The sequence below is a fragment of the Coprococcus eutactus genome (assembly GCF_025149915.1).
In the GTDB taxonomy this organism is placed as follows: domain Bacteria; phylum Bacillota; class Clostridia; order Lachnospirales; family Lachnospiraceae; genus Coprococcus; species Coprococcus eutactus.
This window is the reverse complement of the sequence record NZ_CP102278.1, coordinates 1,890,624-1,913,530: the sequence shown is the minus strand read 5'-3', so window position 1 is coordinate 1,913,530 and position 22,907 is coordinate 1,890,624. Positions and strand designations below refer to the sequence as shown.

The following is a 22,907-nucleotide window of genomic DNA, read 5'->3' as shown; positions in this document are numbered from 1 at the left end:
GGATAACTGCGCCCACATAAAAAGATACTGGTGGGCATTAAATACCACCCGAATGTGGGTGGAATGCGACATTAAAAGAAAGGTTTACATAAAATGTACAAGATACTTTGTAAAGACGGAAGAGCAAAGAGAGCTGAATTTCAGACCGTACACGGAACAGTGCAGACACCTCTGTTTATGAACGTGGGTACAGCTGCGGCCATAAAGGGTGCGGTGGCAACCACCGACCTAAAGGATATTGGCTGCCAGATAGAGCTTTCAAATACATATCATCTTCATGTGAGACCTGGAGACAAGATAGTAAAGCAGATGGGAGGTCTGCACAAGTTTATGTACTGGGACAGGCCGATACTTACCGATTCAGGCGGATTTCAGGTCTTCTCACTGGCTGGACTCAGGAAGATAAAGGAAGAAGGAGTTACATTTAACTCACATGTCGATGGACGAAAGATATTTATGGGACCGGAGGAGAGTATGCAGATACAGTCCAATCTGGCATCTACTATAGCGATGGCATTTGATGAGTGTGCCCCTGCACTAGCGGACAGACAGTATGTGGAGAATTCGGTTGCGAGAACTGCCAGATGGCTTGTAAGATGCAAGAATGAGATGGAGAGACTTAACAGCCTTCCAGATACCATAAACAAGAATCAGCTCTTATTTGGAATCAATCAGGGGGCGATATATGATGATATCAGAATTGATCATGCAAAGAGGATAAGCGAGCTTGACCTTCCGGGATATGCGATTGGCGGGCTTGCCGTTGGAGAGTCTGCGGAGCAGATGTATCATATACTCGATGTCACTGTGCCACATCTTCCGGAGGACAGACCGACATACCTCATGGGCGTTGGAACTCCTGCAAATATTCTTGAGGCAGTGGACAGAGGAGTGGATTTCTTTGATTGTGTATATCCATCAAGAAATGGCCGACATGCCCACGTATACACTAAGCATGGAAAACTTAATCTCAAGAATGCAAGATTTGAGACAGATGACAGACCGATAGAGGAAGGATGTGGCTGTCCGGCATGCCAGCATTACAGCAGAGCGTATATAAGACATCTCTTAAAAGCAAATGAAATGTTGGGGATGAGATTTTGTGTCTTGCATAATTTGTATTTTTATAATAATATGATGAAAGAAATCAGAGAGGCTATTGAAGAAGGAAGATATCAGTCATATAAGAAATCGATGCTTGAAAGCCTTGCTGGTGGAGAACAGTAGGTAGAATATATGTTAGGATATATAGTGATTATGTGTTAAGCATATATCTGACTGTAAATAATTAAGAAGGAGACTAGAGAATGAACTCACTTTCAACTATTTTGTCAAATGCATCTTCAGGTGCATCAGGTGCCAGTGGCGGTGCTAATATTATGATCATAATTGTTTATGTTGTTGTATTTGGTGCTATCATTTATTTTTTTATGATAAGACCACAGAAGAAGCAGCAGGCAAAGACACAGGATATGCAGAAACGTATTGAACCGGGTGATAATATCATGACAACAAGCGGATTTTATGGAACAGTACTTGACGTTGTTGATGATACAACTATCATAGTTGAGTTTGGAAACAATAAGAACTGCCGTATTCCAATGCACAAGAGTGCAGTTGCTGAACTTGAGAAGCAGGGCAGTGCAGTTGAGTCAGAGGATGACAAGAGCAAGAAATAATTTTTGTTTTTAATATCTGATGATATTATCGATGATTCGATCAATGATTCAATCATGGATAGCATAAAACATAAAAAGGTAAGAGGATCTGGTCAATGTTTGATCAGGTCCTCTTACCTTTTTATGTTTTAGTGCAGAGCTACTTTTGACAGTAGTTCTTAATGTCGTGGAATACCGCTTCTGTGATCCTGAGTCCGCCCCTGCCGCTGCCGACAGATATGTCAGGCTTTGCTGCGCCGTGAAAGTCGGAACCACCGGATATTAGGAGTCCGTGGGCTCTGGCGATTTCCCTGAGTTTGCCGGATTCATAGGAGTTGTTGGAGGAGTGATAGACTTCAAGACCTGCAAGACCGCAGGTTTTAAGTTCTTCGAGCATTTCTTCTATCTGCTTGTATCCGAATCCGTACAGGAGCGGATGCGCGACAAATGCAGCTTTTCCGTATGTGTTTATAAGTTCTATGGCCTCATCGGCTGGAATATCCGGGGTAGGTATGTAGTACTTAGATTTTTTGCCGAGATATTTTTTAAACGCTTGATTCATGTCACGGCATATGCCGTCTGCTATCAGAATCCTTGCAAAATGTGCTCTGGTTACGACAGTGTCAAGGTTGCCATGCTGAAGTCTCTCCATTGTCATGTCTATGCCATCTGCGCGGAAACGGGCACACATTGCCTCATTTCTGTCATAGCGTGCCTGCTTGATAGCTGCCAGGCGGGATATGAGCTCCGGATCGGTGTAGTCCATGTAAAAACCCAGTATATGGATCTCTACGCCGTGGTAAATTGCGGACATCTCTATTCCTGGAACAACTGTTATATGACGATCGCCACTGGATGAAAATGCAGATCCATTTTCCTTGGTGTTGGGGACTACCTCAGATGGCAGTGAGGCGTTGTGGTGCTTAGCATATGAGATGGCTTCGGAAACTCCGTCAATGGTATCGTGATCGGTGATAGCTATTGCTGCAAGCCCCTTATCTATTGCAAGCTGGCAGACCTCTGACGGTGAGCAGGAGCCATCTGATGCTGTAGTGTGAAGATGCATATCTATAAATCTCATGGTTGACCTCCCTGATATTGCTGTGAGCGTAATGGCTACAGACAAATTGTCATTTATAATACAAGTCCATATCACAGCGCATCACGTATTTTATTACAGGGTTATTTTATAATATTGGGGATGTGATGTTCAAGGTCATATAGAAGATTTGAAAAGTATTTGAAAAGTTATCAAAAAAATTATCAATAAGAATGTGTGTACTTGATAAAGTACATGTAAATGCGACAAATTTTTTCAATAAGCTATGGACTTCAAGGGTGTTTTGTGAGAAAATACCACTGATGGTTTGAATTAGAGAATTCGAAACCGCTTTTAAGAATTCATATTTTGAAAGGAGTTTCACAATGATTTACACTAAGGAAGTTGAAAACATGTGCCCTGTAGCAAAGGGTGCAAAGCATGAGCCAGCTCCTATTCCAGAAGAAGGAAAGTGGGTTTACTCAAAGGAAATCAAAGATATCTCTGGTTTTACACATGGTGTAGGCTGGTGTGCACCACAGCAGGGTGCCTGCAAGCTTTCACTTAACGTAAAAGAGGGTGTTATCGAGGAGGCTCTTGTTGAGACTATTGGATGTTCAGGTATGACACATTCAGCAGCTATGGCAGCTGAGATCCTTCAGGGTAAGACAATCCTTGAGGCTCTCAACACTGACCTTGTGTGCGATGCTATCAATACAGCAATGAGAGAGTTATTCCTTCAGATCGTATACGGACGTACACAGAGTGCATTTTCTGATGATGGACTTGCAGTTGGTGCCGGACTTGAGGATCTTGGAAAGGGTCTTCGTTCACAGGTTGGTACAATGTACGCAACAAAGGCTAAGGGTGTTCGTTACCTTGAGATGGCAGAGGGTTATGTAACAGGAATCGCACTTGATGCAGATGACGAAGTTATCGGATACCAGTTCGTTTCTCTTGGAAAGATGACTGACTTTATCAAGAAGGGTGATGACCCTAACACAGCTTGGGAGAAGGCTTCAGGTTCATATGGACGTGTTAAGCCAGAGCAGGGCGCTGTTAAGATCATCGATCCACGTAAAGAGTAGTCGGAAAAAGAGGAAAGGAGAACGAGACAATGGCATTATTTGAATCATATGAAAGAAGAATAGACCAGATAAACGCTGTACTTAACAGCTATGGAATCAGCTCAATCGAAGAAGCTGAGAAGATCACAAAGGACGCTGGACTTGACGTTTACAATCAGGTAAAGGGTATTCAGCCAATTTGTTTTGAGAATGCTTGCTGGGCATACACAGTAGGTGCAGCAATCGCTATCAAGAAGGGATGCAGAAAGGCAGCAGACGCAGCAGCAGCTATCGGCGAGGGTCTTCAGGCATTCTGTATACCAGGTTCTGTTGCAGATCATCGTAAGGTTGGTCTTGGACATGGTAACCTTGGTAAGATGTTACTTGAGGAGGAGACAGAGTGCTTCTGTTTCTTAGCAGGTCATGAGTCATTTGCAGCAGCTGAGGGTGCTATCGGTATCGCTGAGAAGGCTAACAAGGTTCGTAAAAAACCTCTTAGAGTTATCCTTAACGGTCTTGGTAAGGATGCAGCTCAGATCATCTCAAGAATCAATGGATTTACATATGTTGAGACAAAGTATGACTACAAGAAGGCTGAGCTCAATGTAGTATACGAGAAGGCATATTCAGATGGTATCCGTGCAACAGTTAAGTGCTACGGCGCTGACGATGTTCAGGAAGGTGTTGCTATCATGCACAAGGAGAATGTTGGTGTATCTATCACAGGTAACTCAACAAACCCTACACGTTTCCAGCATCCAGTTGCAGGTACATACAAGAAGGAGTGTATCGAGCAGGGTAAGAAGTACTTCTCAGTAGCATCAGGCGGTGGTACAGGACGTACACTTCACCCAGATAACATGGCAGCAGGTCCTGCTTCATACGGTATGACAGATACTCTTGGACGTATGCACAGTGATGCACAGTTCGCTGGTTCATCATCAGTTCCAGCACACGTAGAGATGATGGGACTTATCGGAATGGGTAACAACCCTATGGTTGGTGCTACAGTTGCAGTTGCGGTTTCTGTTGAGGAAGCAGCTAACGCTGGTAAGTTCTAAATAAAAACCTAGTATTTAAACGGTTTAGAGGGCTTTTAGAGAGATCTAAAGGCTCTCTATTTTTTGTTGATTTTTCTAGTCTACACGTTCATACTATGCAAATGTCTACGAGAAGTCTACAAAGTTTTTTAATGTAGACTTCATTGACTGTAATAACATAATCTGCATCAATATATCCATATACATCAGAAGTGAATACAATATCACTTTCAAGAGTGTATGATAGCTCTATATTGAATGATTCATTTTCCTGTAGAGCATAAGACGTATTCGCTGTAAACGTCAAATTACCCTTTTAATGCACCTACATAAAGTGTAGACGGTCACAAGTACGTAAATATATTTTAAGAGTGCATTAGTATTTAATTTCATGAAGAAAGTCAAATAATATGCTATCTTTGAACATATAAAAGGAAGTCGGAATACATGATAGTATATTATAAACTTGACACACTTTTAAATGAACGCAAAATAACAAAGACACAACTGTGCAAAGATACTGGGATAAGTGCAAATGTTGTGTCTAAAATCAGCAAAAGTGAAATATTCAAAACAGATACATTAAACCGTATCTGCGAGTATCTCCATGTCCAACCAAGCGAAATTAAAGAATATGTAATCCATTTGAAATAAACAAGGAGGTCATTTATTTTTGACAAACGTCTAAAATATTGTATAATATACTTAACAAGACAGCCGAGCGATAGATACTTCCTATCCGTCCGGTGAAAAGCTATTTAAGATAAAACACCTCAATGCTTAGCCGGCTGAGGTGTTTTTTTCTTACTTTCGATTATTCAGAATAGTTACAATAAGTATTGCAATGGTAAGTAAAACCATAAATTCCTCATATGTACTCATAAGGCACCACTCCCTTCCAAGACTCGAACGGATATGGTGTAACACCCCTCGGCTGCCTAGTTAAATACGTTATTCTATTTTATTACAGAAGTAATTTTACTATATGTATATATACATTTTGGAGATTCCCATATAACGTAAAACACCCCGCATTAATGCGAGGTTTAATTTAAAAAGAATTACAAATTGTATGTATAAAATTGTAATTACAGTATAAGTTATATCAAAATTATAGTCAATGTGATTTAAGAACACAATAATATTTTATAACCACATACCACCTTCCGGAATACATTAAACTATATCATGGACAAGGAGGTGAATACGCATGGACAGATTCGCAGTATATCTTGTAGTTGTTGCGGTTCTTTGCACTTTGATATCGGTAATAACGGAATTTACGAAAGAGGTAGGAGTGCTGAAGAAGATCCCTACCTCTTTTCAGGTTCTGATCACCAGTGTCATTGTGTGTGAGGTGGGGCTTTTTGTTGGACTATCATTCTATCACATAGCATTTGCGTGGTATTATCCTGTGGCTGCGTTTTTCGGGGCATTTGTCATTGCGATTATATGTACCCGGGGATGGGACTACCTGATATCGATATTTAAGCGGTTTTACAAGGGCGGAGATAAGGAAAAGTGGCATGAATAAAGGTGACATGGCTACAACAAATGTAATGCGGTACAAAGATGTATAGATTAGGAATAATGATCATGAGTTTGTCTCTTGATTCAATGTCTGGAATATTATATACAGACAAAAGAATTCAGGAGACAATTTTATGGCTTCTAATAAGACTCCGTTAAAAGGATACATGGATGGTATAGATATATCAGCATGGCAGGATACTATAGATATAACCAAGGTGCCTTGTGACTTTGTGATAGTGAAAGCGACGGAGGGCACGGACTACAAGAACAGATTTTTTGCAAAGCACTGTGACCAGGCGATGAAAGCGGCAAAACTTCTGGGGGCATTCCACTATGCAAATGGTGGCGATCCCCACAGTGAGGCTGAGTATTTCCTTGCATACAGTAAGAAATATGTGGGCAAAGCCATACTCGTGCTAGATTGGGAGGGACAGAACAATCCACAGTTTGGCAGGAGCGATAGGGCGTGGTGCAAGGAGTGGTGCGATTATGTGTACAGAAAAACCAGGGTAAAACCGCTGATATATATTCAGAAGAGTGCCATGGATAATGTGAAAAATCTTGGCTACAGGCTGTGGGTCGCTCAGTATCCTGATTATGAGCAGACTGGATATCAGGAGCATCCGTGGAATGAGGGGCAGTATGATTGTTCTATCAGGCAGTACACTTCTGTGGGTCGGCTTCCGGGGTATGAAGGAAATCTTGATCTGAACAAGTCTTATATAGACAAAGCAACATGGAGAAAATGTGCTGCGATAAAGACTGACAGTGATAATGGAAAAACGAAAGGGAAAGGCTCTGACAGCAATAGCGGGAAAAGTAATGATAAGAATAACAAGAATAATAAGAATAGAAAAAAGAAAAGCATAGATGTGATCGCGAAGGAAGTCATAGCGGGCAGATGGGGGAACGGCGAGAATCGAAAAAAGAGATTAAAAACGGCGGGATATGATTACGATAAAGTTCAGGAGAAGGTGAACGCTATAGTGAAAGCTTCGCAGAAGAAATCAATTGACGAGATAGCCAGAGAGGTGATAGCCGGAGATTGGGGAAATGGCGAGGATCGAAAAAACAGGTTGAAGAAATCGGGCTATGAATATGATAAGGTGCAGAAGAGAGTAAATGAACTTCTGGGGAAATAACATAAAAATGAAATTTGCATGAAGTATTGTCCATATATGTTGACGGGAAGTGGCATATAATATAGGATAGTGTAAACGAAAAAGATAATAAATACATGAAAGGAAAAGGTGATGGATATGCCATATTTTGGTTTTTATTTCGATCCGACATATATATTGGTACTCATAGGCGTGGCGGTGTGTTTTATAGCATCTGCACAGGTCAAGACGACATACAAGAAGTATGAGCACGTGATATCGAGGTCTGGATATACAGCGGATCAGGTAGCTTATATGATACTCAGAAATGCAGGGATAACTGATGTGTCGATACATCATATACCGGGAGATCTCACGGACAACTACAATCCGCGGGAACACACCCTCAACCTTTCTGATAAGGTGTACGGTTCTAGATCGATAGCGGCCATAGGAGTTGCGGCACATGAGTGTGGCCATGCGATACAGCATGCAAGACATTATGTACCACTGACCGTCAGATCCGCGATTATACCAGCGGCGAATATTGGTTCATCATTTGCCTGGCCTCTGGTTCTGATCGGACTTATCATACCGAGACTGAATTTCTGTATGACAATTGGAATCCTGTTATTCTCGCTGGTGGTGATACTGCAGTTAGTGACACTTCCGGTTGAGTTCAACGCATCAAGGAGAGCGATCCAGATAATAAGAGATAGTGGTTATCTTGCCCCAGATGAGCTGAAGGGGGCAAAGAGCGTACTCAAGGCGGCAGCCATGACATATGTGGCAGCTATGGTGTCAGTATCACTTCAGTTGTTACGACTTGTAATACTTCGAAATAGCAGAGATGATAACTAAATAATATCAAAATAACAGCCCTGTGCGGGACAGATATATTCTTTGTATATCGCCTGCATAGGGCTGTTTTTAATTGGCACAAGGTGATATACTTATTTCATGTGTGCGCCGTGAGAGTAGGTGTGCAAATACATATATATTGTAGAGTGATATTGTGGGAGATATGCCAGATGGTACAGATAGGAAGCAGAATACTGGAATATAGAAAGAAAATGAACATGAGCCAGGAGGAATTTGCCAATAAGATAGGCGTCAGCAGACAGGCAGTGTCCAAGTGGGAACTTGACAAAGCTTATCCTGACCTTGACAAACTGGTGGATATATGCGGAATGTTCGGGCTGAGCCTGGATGAACTTGTAAATGGTGTGGAACAGGATGAGGAACCTGTGATGGAAGCAGAGCAGAGAGTGGAGATTCCCAATGATCCGGTAAATGTGTCAGATGTGGGTGACAACCAGACTGTAACTGACAATATAGAATCTGAGATCAGTGACAAGGAAGGCAGTGATAAGGAAAGCAGTGACAGCAAGAAGCATACAGTAAGAATTGGCAGTCATGGTGGGCTGCGTGTGGTTATGTATGCAGCTGCGGCTCTGGCAGTGTTCTGTATTGTGGTAAGCTTTGTCATTATACTTCAGAATGCATGGAAGCACAGTGATGAAGTCTTGATGCATGTGGACAAGGTTCATGCACAGTACACATTGGCTGATGTGTCATATCTGAATGACGATCTTGACGACAAACACAGGCTGATGTGGATAGATGCAAAGGGAATCAGAGCTGGGGACACACTGCCCGGATATATAGATGACGATGGCGAACTGGCAAATGTGGATCATGACATAAGTACATTTGTGATACCGTGCGTTCTGGCACTTATATTTCTGGCAATGTTTATTTCTCTGAGAATAGAGCTGACAAAGGAACATCAGAGGGATATAGAGAGAGCAATTAGTGATATACAGGAGAAGGTATAGTGGATAGCAGGAGAAAATATATACGGAGTTCATGTGTGATCGCAGGAATCGTGCTGGTCGTCATCACAGCACTGTGGTTCATGGGTGTGATAACCTGGGGACATGGTGCGGGAGATGTTACAAGGTATGGAGAAACAGATGAGAGTGAAGAGTATGTAGTATACGATGGGATAAAGTTTTCCTGTGGTCAGTATGAGTTGGTTATGGTTACAGAAAACGGTGTATTTCTGGATACTGATACAGGCCATCGGATACAGGTGTTGCATCAGGAAAAGACTCTGGATGATTTCTGGGACACGAAAGATGAGAGGATGGATGCCGGCAGATCAGCCGGGTTTGAGGTTGACTCAGATCCTGAAAAGTATAATTCCGCGGACAGAGATTATATAAAATATGCGCTCAGGCAGCAGTCTGATGATGAGACAACAGACTACAGTGAGTATATGCAGATATTACTTACACCTGATTATAAAGGTGACAGATTGTTTATCTGTATAAATTACAATAAAGATATGGATGATATGACAGAGGCGGAACGAAAAGCGATGTATGATAAGTCATCTGCGTGGATACAGGAGCTGATGGATGCTGGTGAGTCGACTGATGAGCCGGATGACGATACGGGCAAGATCATTTATTCTGCAACTGCGCTGAAGAACAAGGAAAATTATGCAGACAGTGACACCCTAACCAGTGCATGCCGTACTGTTCAGTATGGACTTCCGTATGGTTATTTGAGAAAAGATGATTCAGATTTGGATTCAGCATATTATGAGTCGGATTCTGGAAAAACACATTTATACATAGCTATAGAAGATTATTCAGCGTTGCTTACGGATGATGAATCGTTGAAAGAGTATGTCGATTCCTATGCGAAGAATGACCATGCCATGCCTCAGAACTGTGGAAGCAGGGAGATGGATGGAAGGGTATTTTATTATTACAGCTATTTTGCACAGAACTGGTGTGATGATGGAAGTGTGATCGTTGAATATAACTTCAAAGCGTACTGCGATATTGGAGAAGGGCAGATATATACCATATCAGCTCATTCATATACCAATTCTGACGTGATGGATACGGAAACATATCTGGAATGTATGAAATTAGATATAAAATTGAATATAAAATAGAAATATGCATAAAAAAGTCTTGTGAATTTGGTGATAGTATTTGCAACTTTGCTGTGATAGAATGGTTAAAGTGGCAAAAACTAACATATTCACAGGACTTTTTGTGTTATAGTGCACAAAATATAGCATACAGATGTATCACGAAGGGTCACAAAAGTTTTATCAGGGAGGGTAATTGATGAGAAAAAGAAAGCTAAGAGGAGGTATAGCTGTACTTTCGCTGGCGACGGCTCTGTGTCTGGCACAGGGCGTAGCGGTCTATGCGGAGGGGACTGATGATGGCAGTACGCTTGTCACGGCAGATCTGTCAAAGGGTATAGAGTACAGGTATTACGAAGGCTCGACCACACGTGTAGAAGGAATCAATCTGAATGGTAATTCTGTCATAATCAGGCAATCACCGAATTCTACGAGTTCGGAGCCGAGACTCAATGTCTACAATGATAAGGATCGGGATGGAGTTCTGGATGAAGGTGAGGAAGCATTTGAGATCGATGGCAGCACAGATATACTTCCATATCAGGTATATGGCGTTTATGGAGAAAAGACTAAGACTCCGATCTCAATCACCGTTGACGGGGCATCCCTTGGGAATGTATGGGGTGTCTACAAAGGCGCCATGGAATATGAGAGCACAGGCTCAGATCCTGCAGTCTCAATAACTGTGAACAAGGGATCAAATGTTTCTGCGGCGACATGTTTATATTCGTCAGAGGCTGTAGGATCAATGAAGATCAACATATCTGGAGACTGTAATGTTTCCCAGCTGCAAGGTGCATTGCAGAGCAAGGTGGATGGGGATATTGACATTGATATAACCGACAATGCATTTGCTGGAACTGTGTACGGTATCCAGGTAGGATATGCCACAGGAAGCGTGGACGTGGATACAGACAATACAGTTGACATCGGTTATCTGTACGGTGTGTATGCATCGACCATCGATGGCAGCCTCACAGTGAACAGTTTGTTCAAGGCTGACAAGGGCAGTGGATATGTGTATGCTGCGACAAATGGCACATACTCAGGCAAAGATTATGCAGTGAAGGGCAATGTTGTCCTGACGGCAAAGAATGCCAAGCTTGGATATGTGTATGCGGTGACCAATGGCGCTAATACGCTGGGTGGTGTTACTGTGGATATAAGTGATACAACACTCAATTCGATGTATGGTGTGAGCAGCAGTGCCAGTGCAGCCGGTGATGTAAGTATCAGATTAAACGGCATAGAGTGCAGTGACAGATATTCATATATGTACGGAGCATATAGTGCAAATATTGCAGGAAAACTCAAATTTGAAGTAAAGAATGCAAAAGGACAAGGCATTTATGTCTATGGTAGCTCTAATTCAGATATATTGGGTGATGTAGATATAGATATAGATGGACAGGGCGCTGAATTTGATTCAGTATACGGACTCAGCAGTGGAACCGTGAAGGGCATGGTAAATATCGATATAGAGAATATCAATGTATCAAGTTCTATGTATGGTATTTATTCAGCCAAGCTTGAACAGTCGTCACCGGAGGGAGCTGATGCCTATGCGAATGTGATAACGCTTAAGAACATTGAAAGCAGTTCATATTACACATATGGCGTGTACTACGTTTCAACTATGGGTTCGACACACATGATCCTGGATAATATAAAGTCAGGTAATTATCTGTATGGATTGGATTTTTCAGGTGCCATAACAGGAAAACTCAAGATGGATATGTCCAACTGCAGTGCAGAAAATGCATATATTCTGAGGGGAAATGGCAGTTCATCGACGGTTGTTGGGGATTTTGATCTTACCTTGACAGACAGTGCATTCAAGAACAGTCTGTACGTGCTGAATACAGCTACATTCGCAGAAAATGCATCTGTTGACATCAGGAATGTCATCAGCAACTTGTGTACAGTGGCATATTCAGGTACATGTGCTAAGAATCTGGATGTCAATATGCAGTATGCAAATGACAAGGCAATTGTCGATGCGGCTGGCAATCCGGTGGTAGACTCATATACCAATGCAGGAAAGGGTGAGTTTAATCTCCTGAGCAGTTATTCGGTTATCGGTGATCTGACTGCAGATCTGTCCAATATCCATTATGCAGCGTGCGGTCTTGCAGGTGGCAGCTACAGCGGAAAAGTGAGTGGCAGAAATACAACGGTCACTTTGAAAGACAGCAGCTTTGAAAGTACATATAACGGCAGTACAGTATATCTTCTGAATGAGTATGGCAATGGATCAAACAATGATTCAGCCATAGAGCTTTCTGCTGATATTAAGATAGAGAATACAGACTTTACAGGTATGAAGAATGCAAGCTTTCAGGTAAATGCGAATCAGAACAGAAAAGTAAGGGTAGCATTTGACGAGGCGTGTATTCTCCCTGATGGATATTACATATGTCCTGCATACAACGGTTATGGGGATTCGATTGTCACATATGGAGGAGATGTATACTATGGCGGCGATAAAGTAGTTATAGATAAAGATATAAATGCTGATAACATCTACTTTGGTAATTATGCCAGCGGAAAATCGACATCTGCTGTATATGCAGTCATTAACAAGGGAGTAACAGTAAGTGCTCAGGAAGGGATATATTTCACCGCGGGTGCAAATATCCTTAACTCGGGAAAATTCTCTGGAACATTTAAGAGAACAGATGATTCTGCATACGGTTCTGTATATATGAAAGAGGGCATAGTGGCAGACGAAACGCTGTATGAAAATGCCCATGTATACTATCCGGTTACTCTGGTATGTGATGACAAGGCTGTGACAGTGAGCAATCCTGGCTACACCTGTTATCTTGACAAGGATACTATGTATGCATATGTAGATTCAGTCTTGACGCTGACACCGGTTATCAAGAGAGGATATACACTTGAAAAGGTAGTGTTTAGGGAAAGTGATGAGACTCAGGATAATGAGCTGACAGAGACATCAGGCAAGTATACATTTGCCATGCCGAAAAAACCATGTATAGTGACAGTCTCAACAAAGGGTAAGCAGATAAAGGCATCAAAGACAGTGTCAGATCCTTCAGCTGTGCTCGGTCAGAAATACACAGCAGAAAAACCTCTGTATGATATGTCGGATGTTGTGATCCTGAATGATGGCAAAGAGGGCAAAGTTACCTATGAGATGGACAAGGATTATATACTTCCGGAGGGGCTTGAGCTTGATGGCGGTCTTATAATTGGAACACCGACCTCGGCATATGAGGATGGAAAGAAAGCAGTAATCTATATAACAGGAAAGAATGGAACAAGGACACAGATCACGCTAAATGTTGTTGTTTCGAAAGAGCAGAAGATACAGGACAATACAGACGGACGTATAACAGTCGATGAAGAGAATAAACAGATAAGTCTGAATGGAACATCAGTTGTATTGCAGGCTGCAGAGAACAGTGCGGAAGCTTCGTCGGATGAAACAGGGGCTGAAAGTCCTGTGATCACAGAGATCTATATCGATTCTAACAAGGATGGACAGGCTGACAACAAGACACCATTAGTCAGCGGAGACCTGTCAGAATACACTGTGGTTGGAGTTGATGACAGCGAATTTAAGCGCAGTGTAAAGATAACTATGCTGGGAGGAAGCGTAAAGAAGATATATGGTGCGGTTGACTCAGAACTGAGCTTCAGCGGAAGAGATGCGGTTGCGGTAGTTATCAAAGGCGGTAATGTGGGTGAGGTATATGCGATTGTAAATACCCAGGTAGATGGTACGATCTCTTATGAGAACTGCACAGGTGCAGTAATCACAGGTGGTTTGGTAAGTGGAAGTACATCAACATACACAGGAGCGCTTCTCAGAACAGCAAAAGACAATATCATGATATACAAGAAGTATACAGTTACAGAGAAGCTTGCTGCAAATGATTTTGATTTGGACAATGAATCTGAAGTATCAGTGGAGGCTCCGCTTGAGCTCACAGGATATCTGAGGATGTATGAAAAATCTAAGCTTACAGCAACGGCTGCGATTACCGCCGGCAGTCTTTCATTCTCGAGAAATTCGTCTGCTCAGTTTGATGGAGATGTCAAGATAAATACTCTGTATATGACGAGTTACAATAATGTACTTATTATAGGGGCAGAGTCGGAGTTTGAGACAGATGAAGTCAAGATATCAGACAGCTGGGCAAAAGTATATCAGAAAGGAACATTCAAGTGCCCTTCAGACAAGTTCTCAAATGAGGGAACATGGGTAAAGGCAGGAGAATTTGCAGAAGATGTAGATGCAGGCGAGTGGGCCGGAATCTACTACAATGTTGAACGCGGTACTACGAATATGAAGGGAACTTCGGTTTCCATTCCAACTCAGAGCAGGGTAGTGGAATACGAGGGACTGATATATGCAAGAAACAATTCTTTAGTCACGGCAAAGTATACAGATGTACCGGGATACACAGTATATGTATCGATAAATGGCGGAGATCCAATAAAGGGAGATTCGGGATCGGCGCTGGTCGCAACAGCAAATACAGTTATGAGCGCAACTGCTGATTACGTGGCAGATCAGATCGCAGTGACAAAGAAATATGCTGATCCTGTGATCGTAGCAGATACAAGCTATACAGCCGAGGAACCTGTATATGATCTCACAGCACTTGATGTGACAGGAGACACCACTTCATCATACGGTACAGATATGCAGTACAGAGTAAAGAGCGGATCAAAGCTTCCGGAGGGACTTGTGCTTGCTGATGGCAAGATAACAGGCAAGACATCCGAAACAGGTGAAACAGATGTGACATTTGTTGTGACAGGAAGAAATGGAACATCCGTTGATGTAAACGTAAAGTTTACAGTAAAGGCTGCCGGCACGGAAGTGTCCGATATCAACAAAGTGGTAACTGACGCATCCGTAAGTAAGATAAATCTTGCTGGAAGTTCAGTTGTGATAATAGCTGATCCGTCAAATGCATCAAAGTCTTCCATATACATGGATGCAGACCATGACGGAATAGCAGACAACAACAGAGCACTTAAGATAGGTGGTGAGACAAGTTACGACCTGTCGAAGTGCAAGATATATGGTTATACAGATGGAGACAATGCATATACTGGCGATATATCAATAGTTCTCAGAAGCGGTACGGTAGGTTCCCTGTATGGTGCAGGTTCAAACGAGTCCGGAGCTGCAAATGTAACTGTTGAGGGTGATATTACTGTAAAGGTGCTGGGCGGCACTGTAAGAACAGAAATATATGGTGCATATAATGTACATGCTGCTGCGGTGAATTTCATTGCAGAAGGCGGAAAGATATATAAGAAGGCCTATGGCGCATATAATTCAGATGTTCAGACGATGAATTTTGCATTCACAAAGACAGCTATGATGTATGCAGACGACAATTATTCAAGCACAGGTAAGGAAGAATTGTATGTCATAAGCGGAGGAAGTGTATCTGGAGATGTAAATGCAGAGGTAGGCGTGTTGAGTACAAGAGAGGCATTTGCCTATAGTTCAAAGATGTATAGAAGCACGTACGCTTTCTTCTACGGAGTTCACAGGACACCTGTGTCAGGAGATGTAAATTACACTCTGAATGGTGAATGGTATGCAGGAAGAACAAATACATTTGTAAATAGTTCTAATGTGGATGGAGATCTGAATGCTGAGCTGAAATCAGGTTATATAAGCTGCGCCAATTCAAATGATGGTTCAAAAGCATTCGTATACGGCAATACGAACAATAAGATACGCAATATAAATGTAAGATCGGCTACAGAAGGTATCGTGAGCGGTAAGATCGTTCTTGCTGCAAGCGGAGAGGTAAATGATATTTATTTCAATGATGTCAGTGGCAATACCACTGCGAGTGTTAAAGGACTTTCAGAGAATTTCCAGGTGACACATAATGGCTCACTCTTCTTAAAACTCAATGATAAACTTGTCCTCGGCGGTACATACACTGTTGATGAGAACATTGAGACTGATATCCTCAATGTAACTTCTGGTTCAAAGATCAAAGTTGCTGAGGGTGCATCAATTAAGCATACAGCAAATGCTGTCATCGAAGGAGATATTGAGAATAACGGAACATGGACCTCAGAGGGCAATGTTTATGTAGAGGGAACATTTGTCAACAATGGAATCTGGAATACAAAGAAGTATATGTACGTTGGTGACAGCAGCGCATCAAGTATCAGCGGTAAAGTTGACAACTATGGAACCGTCACAACGGTTTCTGACAGGTCATACAGTACAAGGATCAATGCTTCTTCAATGTTCATCAACCGTGAAGCTGCTACATTTACATTCGGAAATATGGTCAACAGTGGAATCATAGTAAATTATGGTTCTCTGGAAGAGACATATTATAACAACTTCTCGGATGTTGGAAAGGTACTCACAACAACGATTCCGAATCTTAAGTATGTGCTGAAAAATTACAGCAGTGTGTACTATAAAGTTGATGCAGAGTATCCGGCATACTGCTTCAAGGGTGAGGATGCAAAGATAAGCATAGCGGCAACAAATGCTAACTATCAGAAGACGTCAGGCATTGACGGTGATACAAATGTATACATAGCTGGAAATATGGATTTCTATGTGACAGTTGACGGCGAACCGATAGACGGAATGAAGATAGATTCTGTGGTATATGGTTCAGCACAGAATGAGGCAACGTCAAGTAACAATGTCAAGTGGCGCGGAACAGTGGCATATGAGCCGACACATGCTGTGATCAATATGGCAAAGCAGGAAGCAACCAATATAACTCTTGCGAAGGCTGAGGACAAGGTTACAGCACAGGTTGGAGTGACAACTAGCAAGTTTGATCCACTCTATGACCTCACAAAGATCGAGGTTCAGAATGATGAGAATGTTGAAAACGGCTATGTCGCATACTCACTTGCTAAGGGGCAGACCCTTCCTGATGGACTTGCGATGTCAGGCGGCAAGATATACGGTACTCCGGTCAAGGCTTCTGCTGAGGCTCAGACAGTGAATATCATTGTGAGAGGACAGAACCAGACCACAGCTGAATTCACGCTTACCATAGAGAAGATAGAGAAGGGTATCCCGACACTTGCTGCATCAAAGGCCGGAACCGCATATGCAGGCAAAACACTTGCTGATGTAGCACTTCCAAAGTCAGTACTTGGTGTATATAGCTGGGCAGACAGCACACAGTTGGTTGGCAAGGCTGGATCCGAAGACAATTACGATGCATACTTTGTACCGAAAGATACAGTCAACTATGACTGGAGCAAGTTTGATACTGCCTCAGGAACGTATGAGCAGTTAGAGGACGGCAGTGTCAGAATATCAGTGAAGCTTGCGGTATATGTGAGAAAGCAGGATCCTGTATACACTGTACCTGAGGGAGTGACAGCTATATATGGAGAAACTGTAGGAAAGGCTGTTATTCCAGAAGCAGAAGGCGGAATGTTCATCTGGGAAAATGCTGATGAGTCAGTCGGCGACGTTGGAACAAAGAAGTTCCTTGCAACATTTGTGCCATCTGATGAGGATGTATATGAAAGAGCAGAGCATATAGAGATCACAGTTGAGATAAAGCCGGCTGAGGCTAAGTTCACACAGGCTATAGACAAGCTCACAGCAAAAGAAAATGACACTCTGGCTGATATAGTACTTCCGGAGGCAGAGAATGGAATCTACACATGGTACACAGACAGAACAACAAAGGCTGAAGATGGCGGAACATACAAGCTGTGCTTTAAGCCTGCTGATATAACTAACTATGACTGGTCAGGAGTAGAGGGTTGGAACAGAGCTTACAGAGGTGTGGTATTCCCAGTACAGGTTGAAATCATCAAAGAACATGTACATGATTATGGCGATGCATACAAGAGCAATGCTACATATCACTGGAAGGAATGCAGCTGCAAGGATATCCAGAATAAGGCAAGGCATACATTCGACTCAGGAAGCATAAAGACAAGTCCTACTGATACAGCAGCCGGAAGCAAGGTATATAAGTGTAAGGTCTGCGGATATGTGAAGACTGTGCCGATCCCGGCACTTGGCAGGGATATCACTAATCCAAAATACAAGATAAAGGTATCCGGACTTGATCCTCAGAAATATACTGGAAGCACAATTACCCTAAAGAATCTGAAAGTTACATCGGGCAGAACGGTTCTAAGAAAGGGTACTGATTACACGGTAGCATATTCGAACAATAAAAAACATGGCACTGCAACGGTTACAATAAATGGTATCGGAAAATACAGAGGAACTATCACAGAGACATTCCAGATCAAGATAGTAAGGAATTCTGTATTTGCAGTAAAGCAGCCAGGAACTAACATAGTATACAAGTACAAGATTACAAATGCTGATCTGAAGGGCAAGGGAACTGTAGGACTTATAGGCACAACAGTTGCCAAGACCAATGGAAAGTTCAAGATACTTACGATCAGTGATACTGTAACTATAGACGGAGTGAAATTTAAAGTTACAGCTATAGGCAGCAAAGCATTCAAGGACTACAAGAGTATTGTCAAGGTTGCTGGAGGTGCAAATGTTGTCTCTGTAGGAACATATGCATTCAGCGGATGTACAGCACTCAAGACTATTCCGGCATTCAAGAATGTTACAGCCATAGGTGGTTATGCATTCTATAAATGTAAGTCGCTCACAGCAATGCCGGTAAATAATAAGCTTAAAACCATAGGCAAGGCCGCTTTCTATGGCTGCACATCACTTAAGACACTGACTGTTGGCGGAAAGGTGACAACCATAGGAGAGAGTGCATTCGGCGGATGCAGCAAGATGACAGCAGTCTCAATTGGCGCAAATGTTAAGACTATAGGTGCATCAGCATTCAGCGGCTGCAAGAGCCTTGCCACTGTCAAAGTTGGTTCGGCAAAACTCAAGACTGTATCAAAGAATGCATTCAAGGGTACAAAGTCAAAGATAACATTCAAGATACCAAAGAAATACTATAAGTCATATATGGCTAAGATTAAGGCAAAGGGTGTGGCAGCGCCAAAGAATGCGATATATAAAAAGTATTAAAAAGTAGCATAAGTTACAAGAAATAGACATAGCAGTATTTATGGCAGGGCATGATCAGCTTTCGGGTTGGTTGTGCCCTGCTTTTTGTAATTGTTACAAACTAAAAGGGTGATGACAGTACAGGATATATTTGTTATACTGAACATATGTTTGCGGCGTTGATGGAGATTTAATTGGGATTCTATTTAATTTGGATTTTAGAGAAGATTATAAGAAAGATAATATTAAAGATTTTATGATAGATAACAGGATGGGAGATAGTGGGATGGAAGATAACAGGATTCAAGATAACAGGATTCAAGATAACAGGATGGAAGATAACGGGATGAAAGATAACAGAATGGAAGATAAAGAGAATTATCTGAGCACACTCAATGAGAGGCAGCTTGATGCTGTTACAACCACAGAAGGATACGTGAGGATCATTGCAGGTGCGGGGACCGGCAAGACGAAGGCGCTTACTCATAGGTATGCATACCTTGTCAATGAGCTGGGAATATCAACTTCGAATATATTGTGTGTCACATTTACGAACAAGGCAGCCAGGGAGATGAGCAAGAGGATAAGACAGATGATAGGTGACAGTGATACTGGCTATATCTGTACATTTCATGGATTCTGTGTGAAGCTGCTGAGGGAAGACATACATGCGATCAACTTCCCACAGAACTTCGTTGTTATGGATGACGAAGATACAGAGGAGATACTCAAGACTGTGTATGAGAATGCACATATACAGTCGAGAACATATACATTTGACTCTGCGAGAGATCATATAACAGCCCTGAAAAGTCAGATGCTGCATATACCGTATCTTGCGGAGATAGGGAACGAAAAACTTCTTGCAGACTATGAGAAGGCAGAGAAGGTGGAGGATAAGGTATTCCTAGGATATCTGTATGAGCAGAAGAAGGTGTATGGGCTTGACTATGACGATCTCATAACGATTGCATTGTATATACTTCAGACAGATGAAACGAAGCGGATCAAATGGCAGGAGCGGATGATGTATGTCATGGTGGATGAATTTCAGGATGTGAGCAACAGTCAGTATGCGCTGGCAGAGATTCTCAGTGGATATCACAGGAATCTGTTCATAGTGGGAGATCCGGATCAGACCATATATACATGGCGCGGGGCACAGATAGAATACATACTTGAATTTGACGAGACACATGAGAATACCAGAACCATATTCCTTGATATGAATTACAGATCAACACCAGAGATACTTGCTGTGTCCAACTCGCTCATAGAGAAGAACAAGAAGAGGCTTCCGCACAGGCTTGAGGCGTATAAGGAGTCGGGCAGAAGACCTATATATATACATTCCAGGACGACCGGGGATGAGGCTCAGTGGATGACCTCGGAGATACAGAGACTGGTTTCAGAAGGTGCATCGTACAACGAGATGGCGGTGCTGTACAGATCTCATTTTGTATCGAGAAATATAGAGGAGTCGTTCATCAAGGCAAAGATTCCGTATACACTGTACAGTGGAATGGAGTTTTATAAAAGAAAAGAGATAAAGGATGTACTTGCATATCTCAGAATGATAGTCTATTCGGACGATCTGTCATTTCGCCGCGTGATCAATGAGCCAAAGCGCAACTTCGGCAAGAAACGAATGGCTCTCGTAAAGGCATACGCGGAGAGTCACAGATGTTCACTGTATAACGGCCTCCTGGACATTCTGGAGGATAAAACGATCAAGTCAACTGGGGCTGCAGCATTTGTGGATACCATAGAGGCGTTCAAGAAGACCTATAAGGAAAAGAGTCTGTCAGATCTGGTGACGGAGGTACTGGATCAGACCGGGTATGAGGCGATGCTCAGACAGTCGGGTGAGCAGGAGCGTCTGGATAATCTGGCGGAATTCAAGCAGTCTGTAGATGAATACGAGAAGACATCAGGTGAAGAGAATACCCTGGAGGAATATCTCCAGAGCATCGCGCTCTACACGAACAATGACCGTGAAAAAGACAAAGAGACAGTGTCCATGATGACAGTTCACACGGCAAAGGGATTGGAATTCCCTTATGTGTTCGTGTGCGGGATGAATGAGGGGATATTTCCAAGTAAGCATGTGGATACAGAGGAACGCCTAGAGGAAGAAAGACGAATGGCGTATGTGGCATTCACTAGAGCGGAGAAGGCTCTGTATATCAGTGATGCCGAGGGGTTGAACTATGATGAGTCTTTCCGGTATCCATCCAGATTCATCTTCAATATAGACCGTGACGTGATAGACTATGCACATGATCTCCCTAAAAGACTGGTGGACGATGCTATGAGCTACATAGCGGCAAATGAATCCAGGATATGCCCTTCGGATACGGAACTTTCAGTGGGTGACCGTGTGATGCATAAAGTATTTGGAGAGGGCACTATAACAGCTATGCGGACAGATATAGGCTGCTATGTCATAAAGTTTGACAAGATGGCAACTGAGAGAAATCTGAAGATTGGGACGGCTCTTGAAAAGTTTGGCCGATAGCGTAGGAAACACTAGTCAGTGAAAGCAGCGAACAATGATATATGAAACAGACAGGGACAGACTACCGGATTGGTGGCTGCCCTTTTTGTTTTACCCCGGTGTGAAAAAAATAGTACACTGAATGAGGTAGAATTGCATAAGAGAAAAGTTAGGATTGTGAAAAAATATGATACGGTGTCGGAAAGGAGCAAAAATGGTACATATAGTTGTAGATCTTGAGATGAACTGGTTGGACTTCAAATATGAAAATGAGAGAAAGATAAGCACCAATGAGGTGATAGAGATCGGAGCCGTTACCATGAATGAAAAATTCGAGGAAATAGGCGCATTTAAGATGTATGTAAAACCGCAGTTCAACGAAAAGGTGGTAAAAAAGGTTGAGAAGCTCACGGGAATAACCATGGATAAGCTTCAGGATAGTCCTGTGTTTGCAGACGCATTTGACGCTTTCATAAAGTGGTGCATTAGTTTCGGAGAAGAAGTGGTCATGTATGGCTGGAGCGATTCTGATGAACTTCAGCTTCGCAGAGAAATGAAGCTGAAGAACATACCGTGGAAAGAAGATGTAGACAAGGTATTCAGACAGTGGCATGACTTCCAGAAGGAATTCAGCGATCTGGTTGGCATTGGAAGGATCATTACTTTATCCCAGGCGGTGGATTATGCAGGTATAGACTTCGCAGGTCAGAAGCATGACGCTTGCTGTGATGCCAGAAACACCGCATATCTTCTGGCACTCACAAAGGACGAGAAAAGATTTGCCAAGACAATGAAGAGTGTGCTGGAGGCATTCAATCATGAAGAACTGACCTCGAGCATAGGAAGTTTGATAGACTTCTCAGCGTGGAACGGAGTTGGGGCTTGAGATGAACGATAGGGGGCTGCCGGAAGGCAGCCTTCTTGGGAAGAATGGGATAGATGGGAGAGAATGACAGAGTAAGTGGGTGGTAATAATCGCGGTTAAGGGATGGTAAATGTTGTAGATTTCGAGGGGGTGCTGGAAT

14 protein-coding genes are annotated in these 22,907 nt (G+C 42.5%); 13 read left to right on the top strand and 1 reads right to left on the bottom strand.

The genetic code is table 11. The features are described from left to right. Nucleotides 1-93 precede the first annotated feature (93 nt). Nucleotides 94-1,227 (top strand): tRNA guanosine(34) transglycosylase Tgt, encoded by a 1,134-nt coding sequence (gene tgt / locus NQ536_RS08220; protein WP_004853821.1) that lies wholly within the window; start codon nt 94-96, stop codon nt 1,225-1,227. A gap of 80 nt (nt 1,228-1,307) precedes the next feature. Further along, complete coding sequence (gene yajC / locus NQ536_RS08215) at nt 1,308-1,679, top strand: preprotein translocase subunit YajC (RefSeq protein WP_004853822.1); 372 nt, start codon at nt 1,308-1,310, stop codon at nt 1,677-1,679. A 139-nt stretch (nt 1,680-1,818) separates the two neighbouring features. On the opposite strand, the gene NQ536_RS08210 is transcribed toward yajC, so the two are convergent. Then, the gene (locus NQ536_RS08210; RefSeq protein ID WP_004853823.1) at nt 1,819-2,739 is read right to left on the bottom strand and encodes a PHP domain-containing protein; all 921 of its coding nucleotides are present in this window, start codon (nt 2,737-2,739) and stop codon (nt 1,819-1,821) included. Between the two features lie 344 nt (nt 2,740-3,083). Here NQ536_RS08210 and NQ536_RS08205 point away from each other — a divergent pair, with 344 nt between their 5' ends. From NQ536_RS08205 to NQ536_RS08160, 11 genes are all read left to right on the top strand, one after another. Beyond that, nucleotides 3,084-3,785: an iron-sulfur cluster assembly scaffold protein gene (locus tag NQ536_RS08205; RefSeq protein WP_004853825.1), complete on the top strand. Its 702-nt coding sequence runs from the start codon at nt 3,084-3,086 to the stop codon at nt 3,783-3,785. A gap of 29 nt (nt 3,786-3,814) precedes the next feature. Next, complete coding sequence (locus NQ536_RS08200) at nt 3,815-4,825, top strand: GGGtGRT protein (protein ID WP_004853826.1); 1,011 nt, start codon at nt 3,815-3,817, stop codon at nt 4,823-4,825. A gap of 426 nt (nt 4,826-5,251) precedes the next feature. Beyond that, entirely contained in the window at nt 5,252-5,458 is a 207-nt protein-coding gene (locus tag NQ536_RS14020; protein ID WP_004853828.1) for a helix-turn-helix domain-containing protein, read from the top strand. 556 nt (nt 5,459-6,014) lie between these two features. Continuing rightward, the gene (locus NQ536_RS08195; protein ID WP_004853829.1) at nt 6,015-6,338 is read left to right on the top strand and encodes a hypothetical protein; all 324 of its coding nucleotides are present in this window, start codon (nt 6,015-6,017) and stop codon (nt 6,336-6,338) included. Nucleotides 6,339-6,468: 130 nt separating this feature from the next. After that, the gene (locus NQ536_RS08190; protein ID WP_004853830.1) at nt 6,469-7,479 is read left to right on the top strand and encodes a GH25 family lysozyme; all 1,011 of its coding nucleotides are present in this window, start codon (nt 6,469-6,471) and stop codon (nt 7,477-7,479) included. 111 nt (nt 7,480-7,590) lie between these two features. After that, nucleotides 7,591-8,298, top strand: a complete 708-nt coding sequence (locus tag NQ536_RS08185; RefSeq protein ID WP_004853832.1) for a zinc metallopeptidase — start codon at nt 7,591-7,593, stop codon at nt 8,296-8,298. 170 nt (nt 8,299-8,468) lie between these two features. Continuing rightward, complete coding sequence (locus NQ536_RS08180) at nt 8,469-9,275, top strand: helix-turn-helix domain-containing protein (protein ID WP_004853833.1); 807 nt, start codon at nt 8,469-8,471, stop codon at nt 9,273-9,275. After that, nucleotides 9,275-10,408 carry a hypothetical protein gene (locus NQ536_RS08175; RefSeq protein ID WP_022058676.1) on the top strand — a complete coding sequence of 378 codons (1,134 nt, stop codon included), beginning with the start codon at nt 9,275-9,277 and terminating at the stop codon, nt 10,406-10,408. Before NQ536_RS08180 ends, NQ536_RS08175 begins: the two co-directional genes overlap by 1 nt. Nucleotides 10,409-10,586: 178 nt before the next feature. Next, nucleotides 10,587-19,406 carry a leucine-rich repeat domain-containing protein gene (locus NQ536_RS08170; protein ID WP_004853840.1) on the top strand — a complete coding sequence of 2,940 codons (8,820 nt, stop codon included), beginning with the start codon at nt 10,587-10,589 and terminating at the stop codon, nt 19,404-19,406. A gap of 265 nt (nt 19,407-19,671) precedes the next feature. Next, complete coding sequence (locus NQ536_RS08165) at nt 19,672-21,903, top strand: ATP-dependent helicase (protein ID WP_227909642.1); 2,232 nt, start codon at nt 19,672-19,674, stop codon at nt 21,901-21,903. Between the two features lie 193 nt (nt 21,904-22,096). Beyond that, entirely contained in the window at nt 22,097-22,768 is a 672-nt protein-coding gene (locus tag NQ536_RS08160; protein ID WP_044998395.1) for a 3'-5' exonuclease, read from the top strand. Nucleotides 22,769-22,907 lie beyond the last annotated feature (139 nt).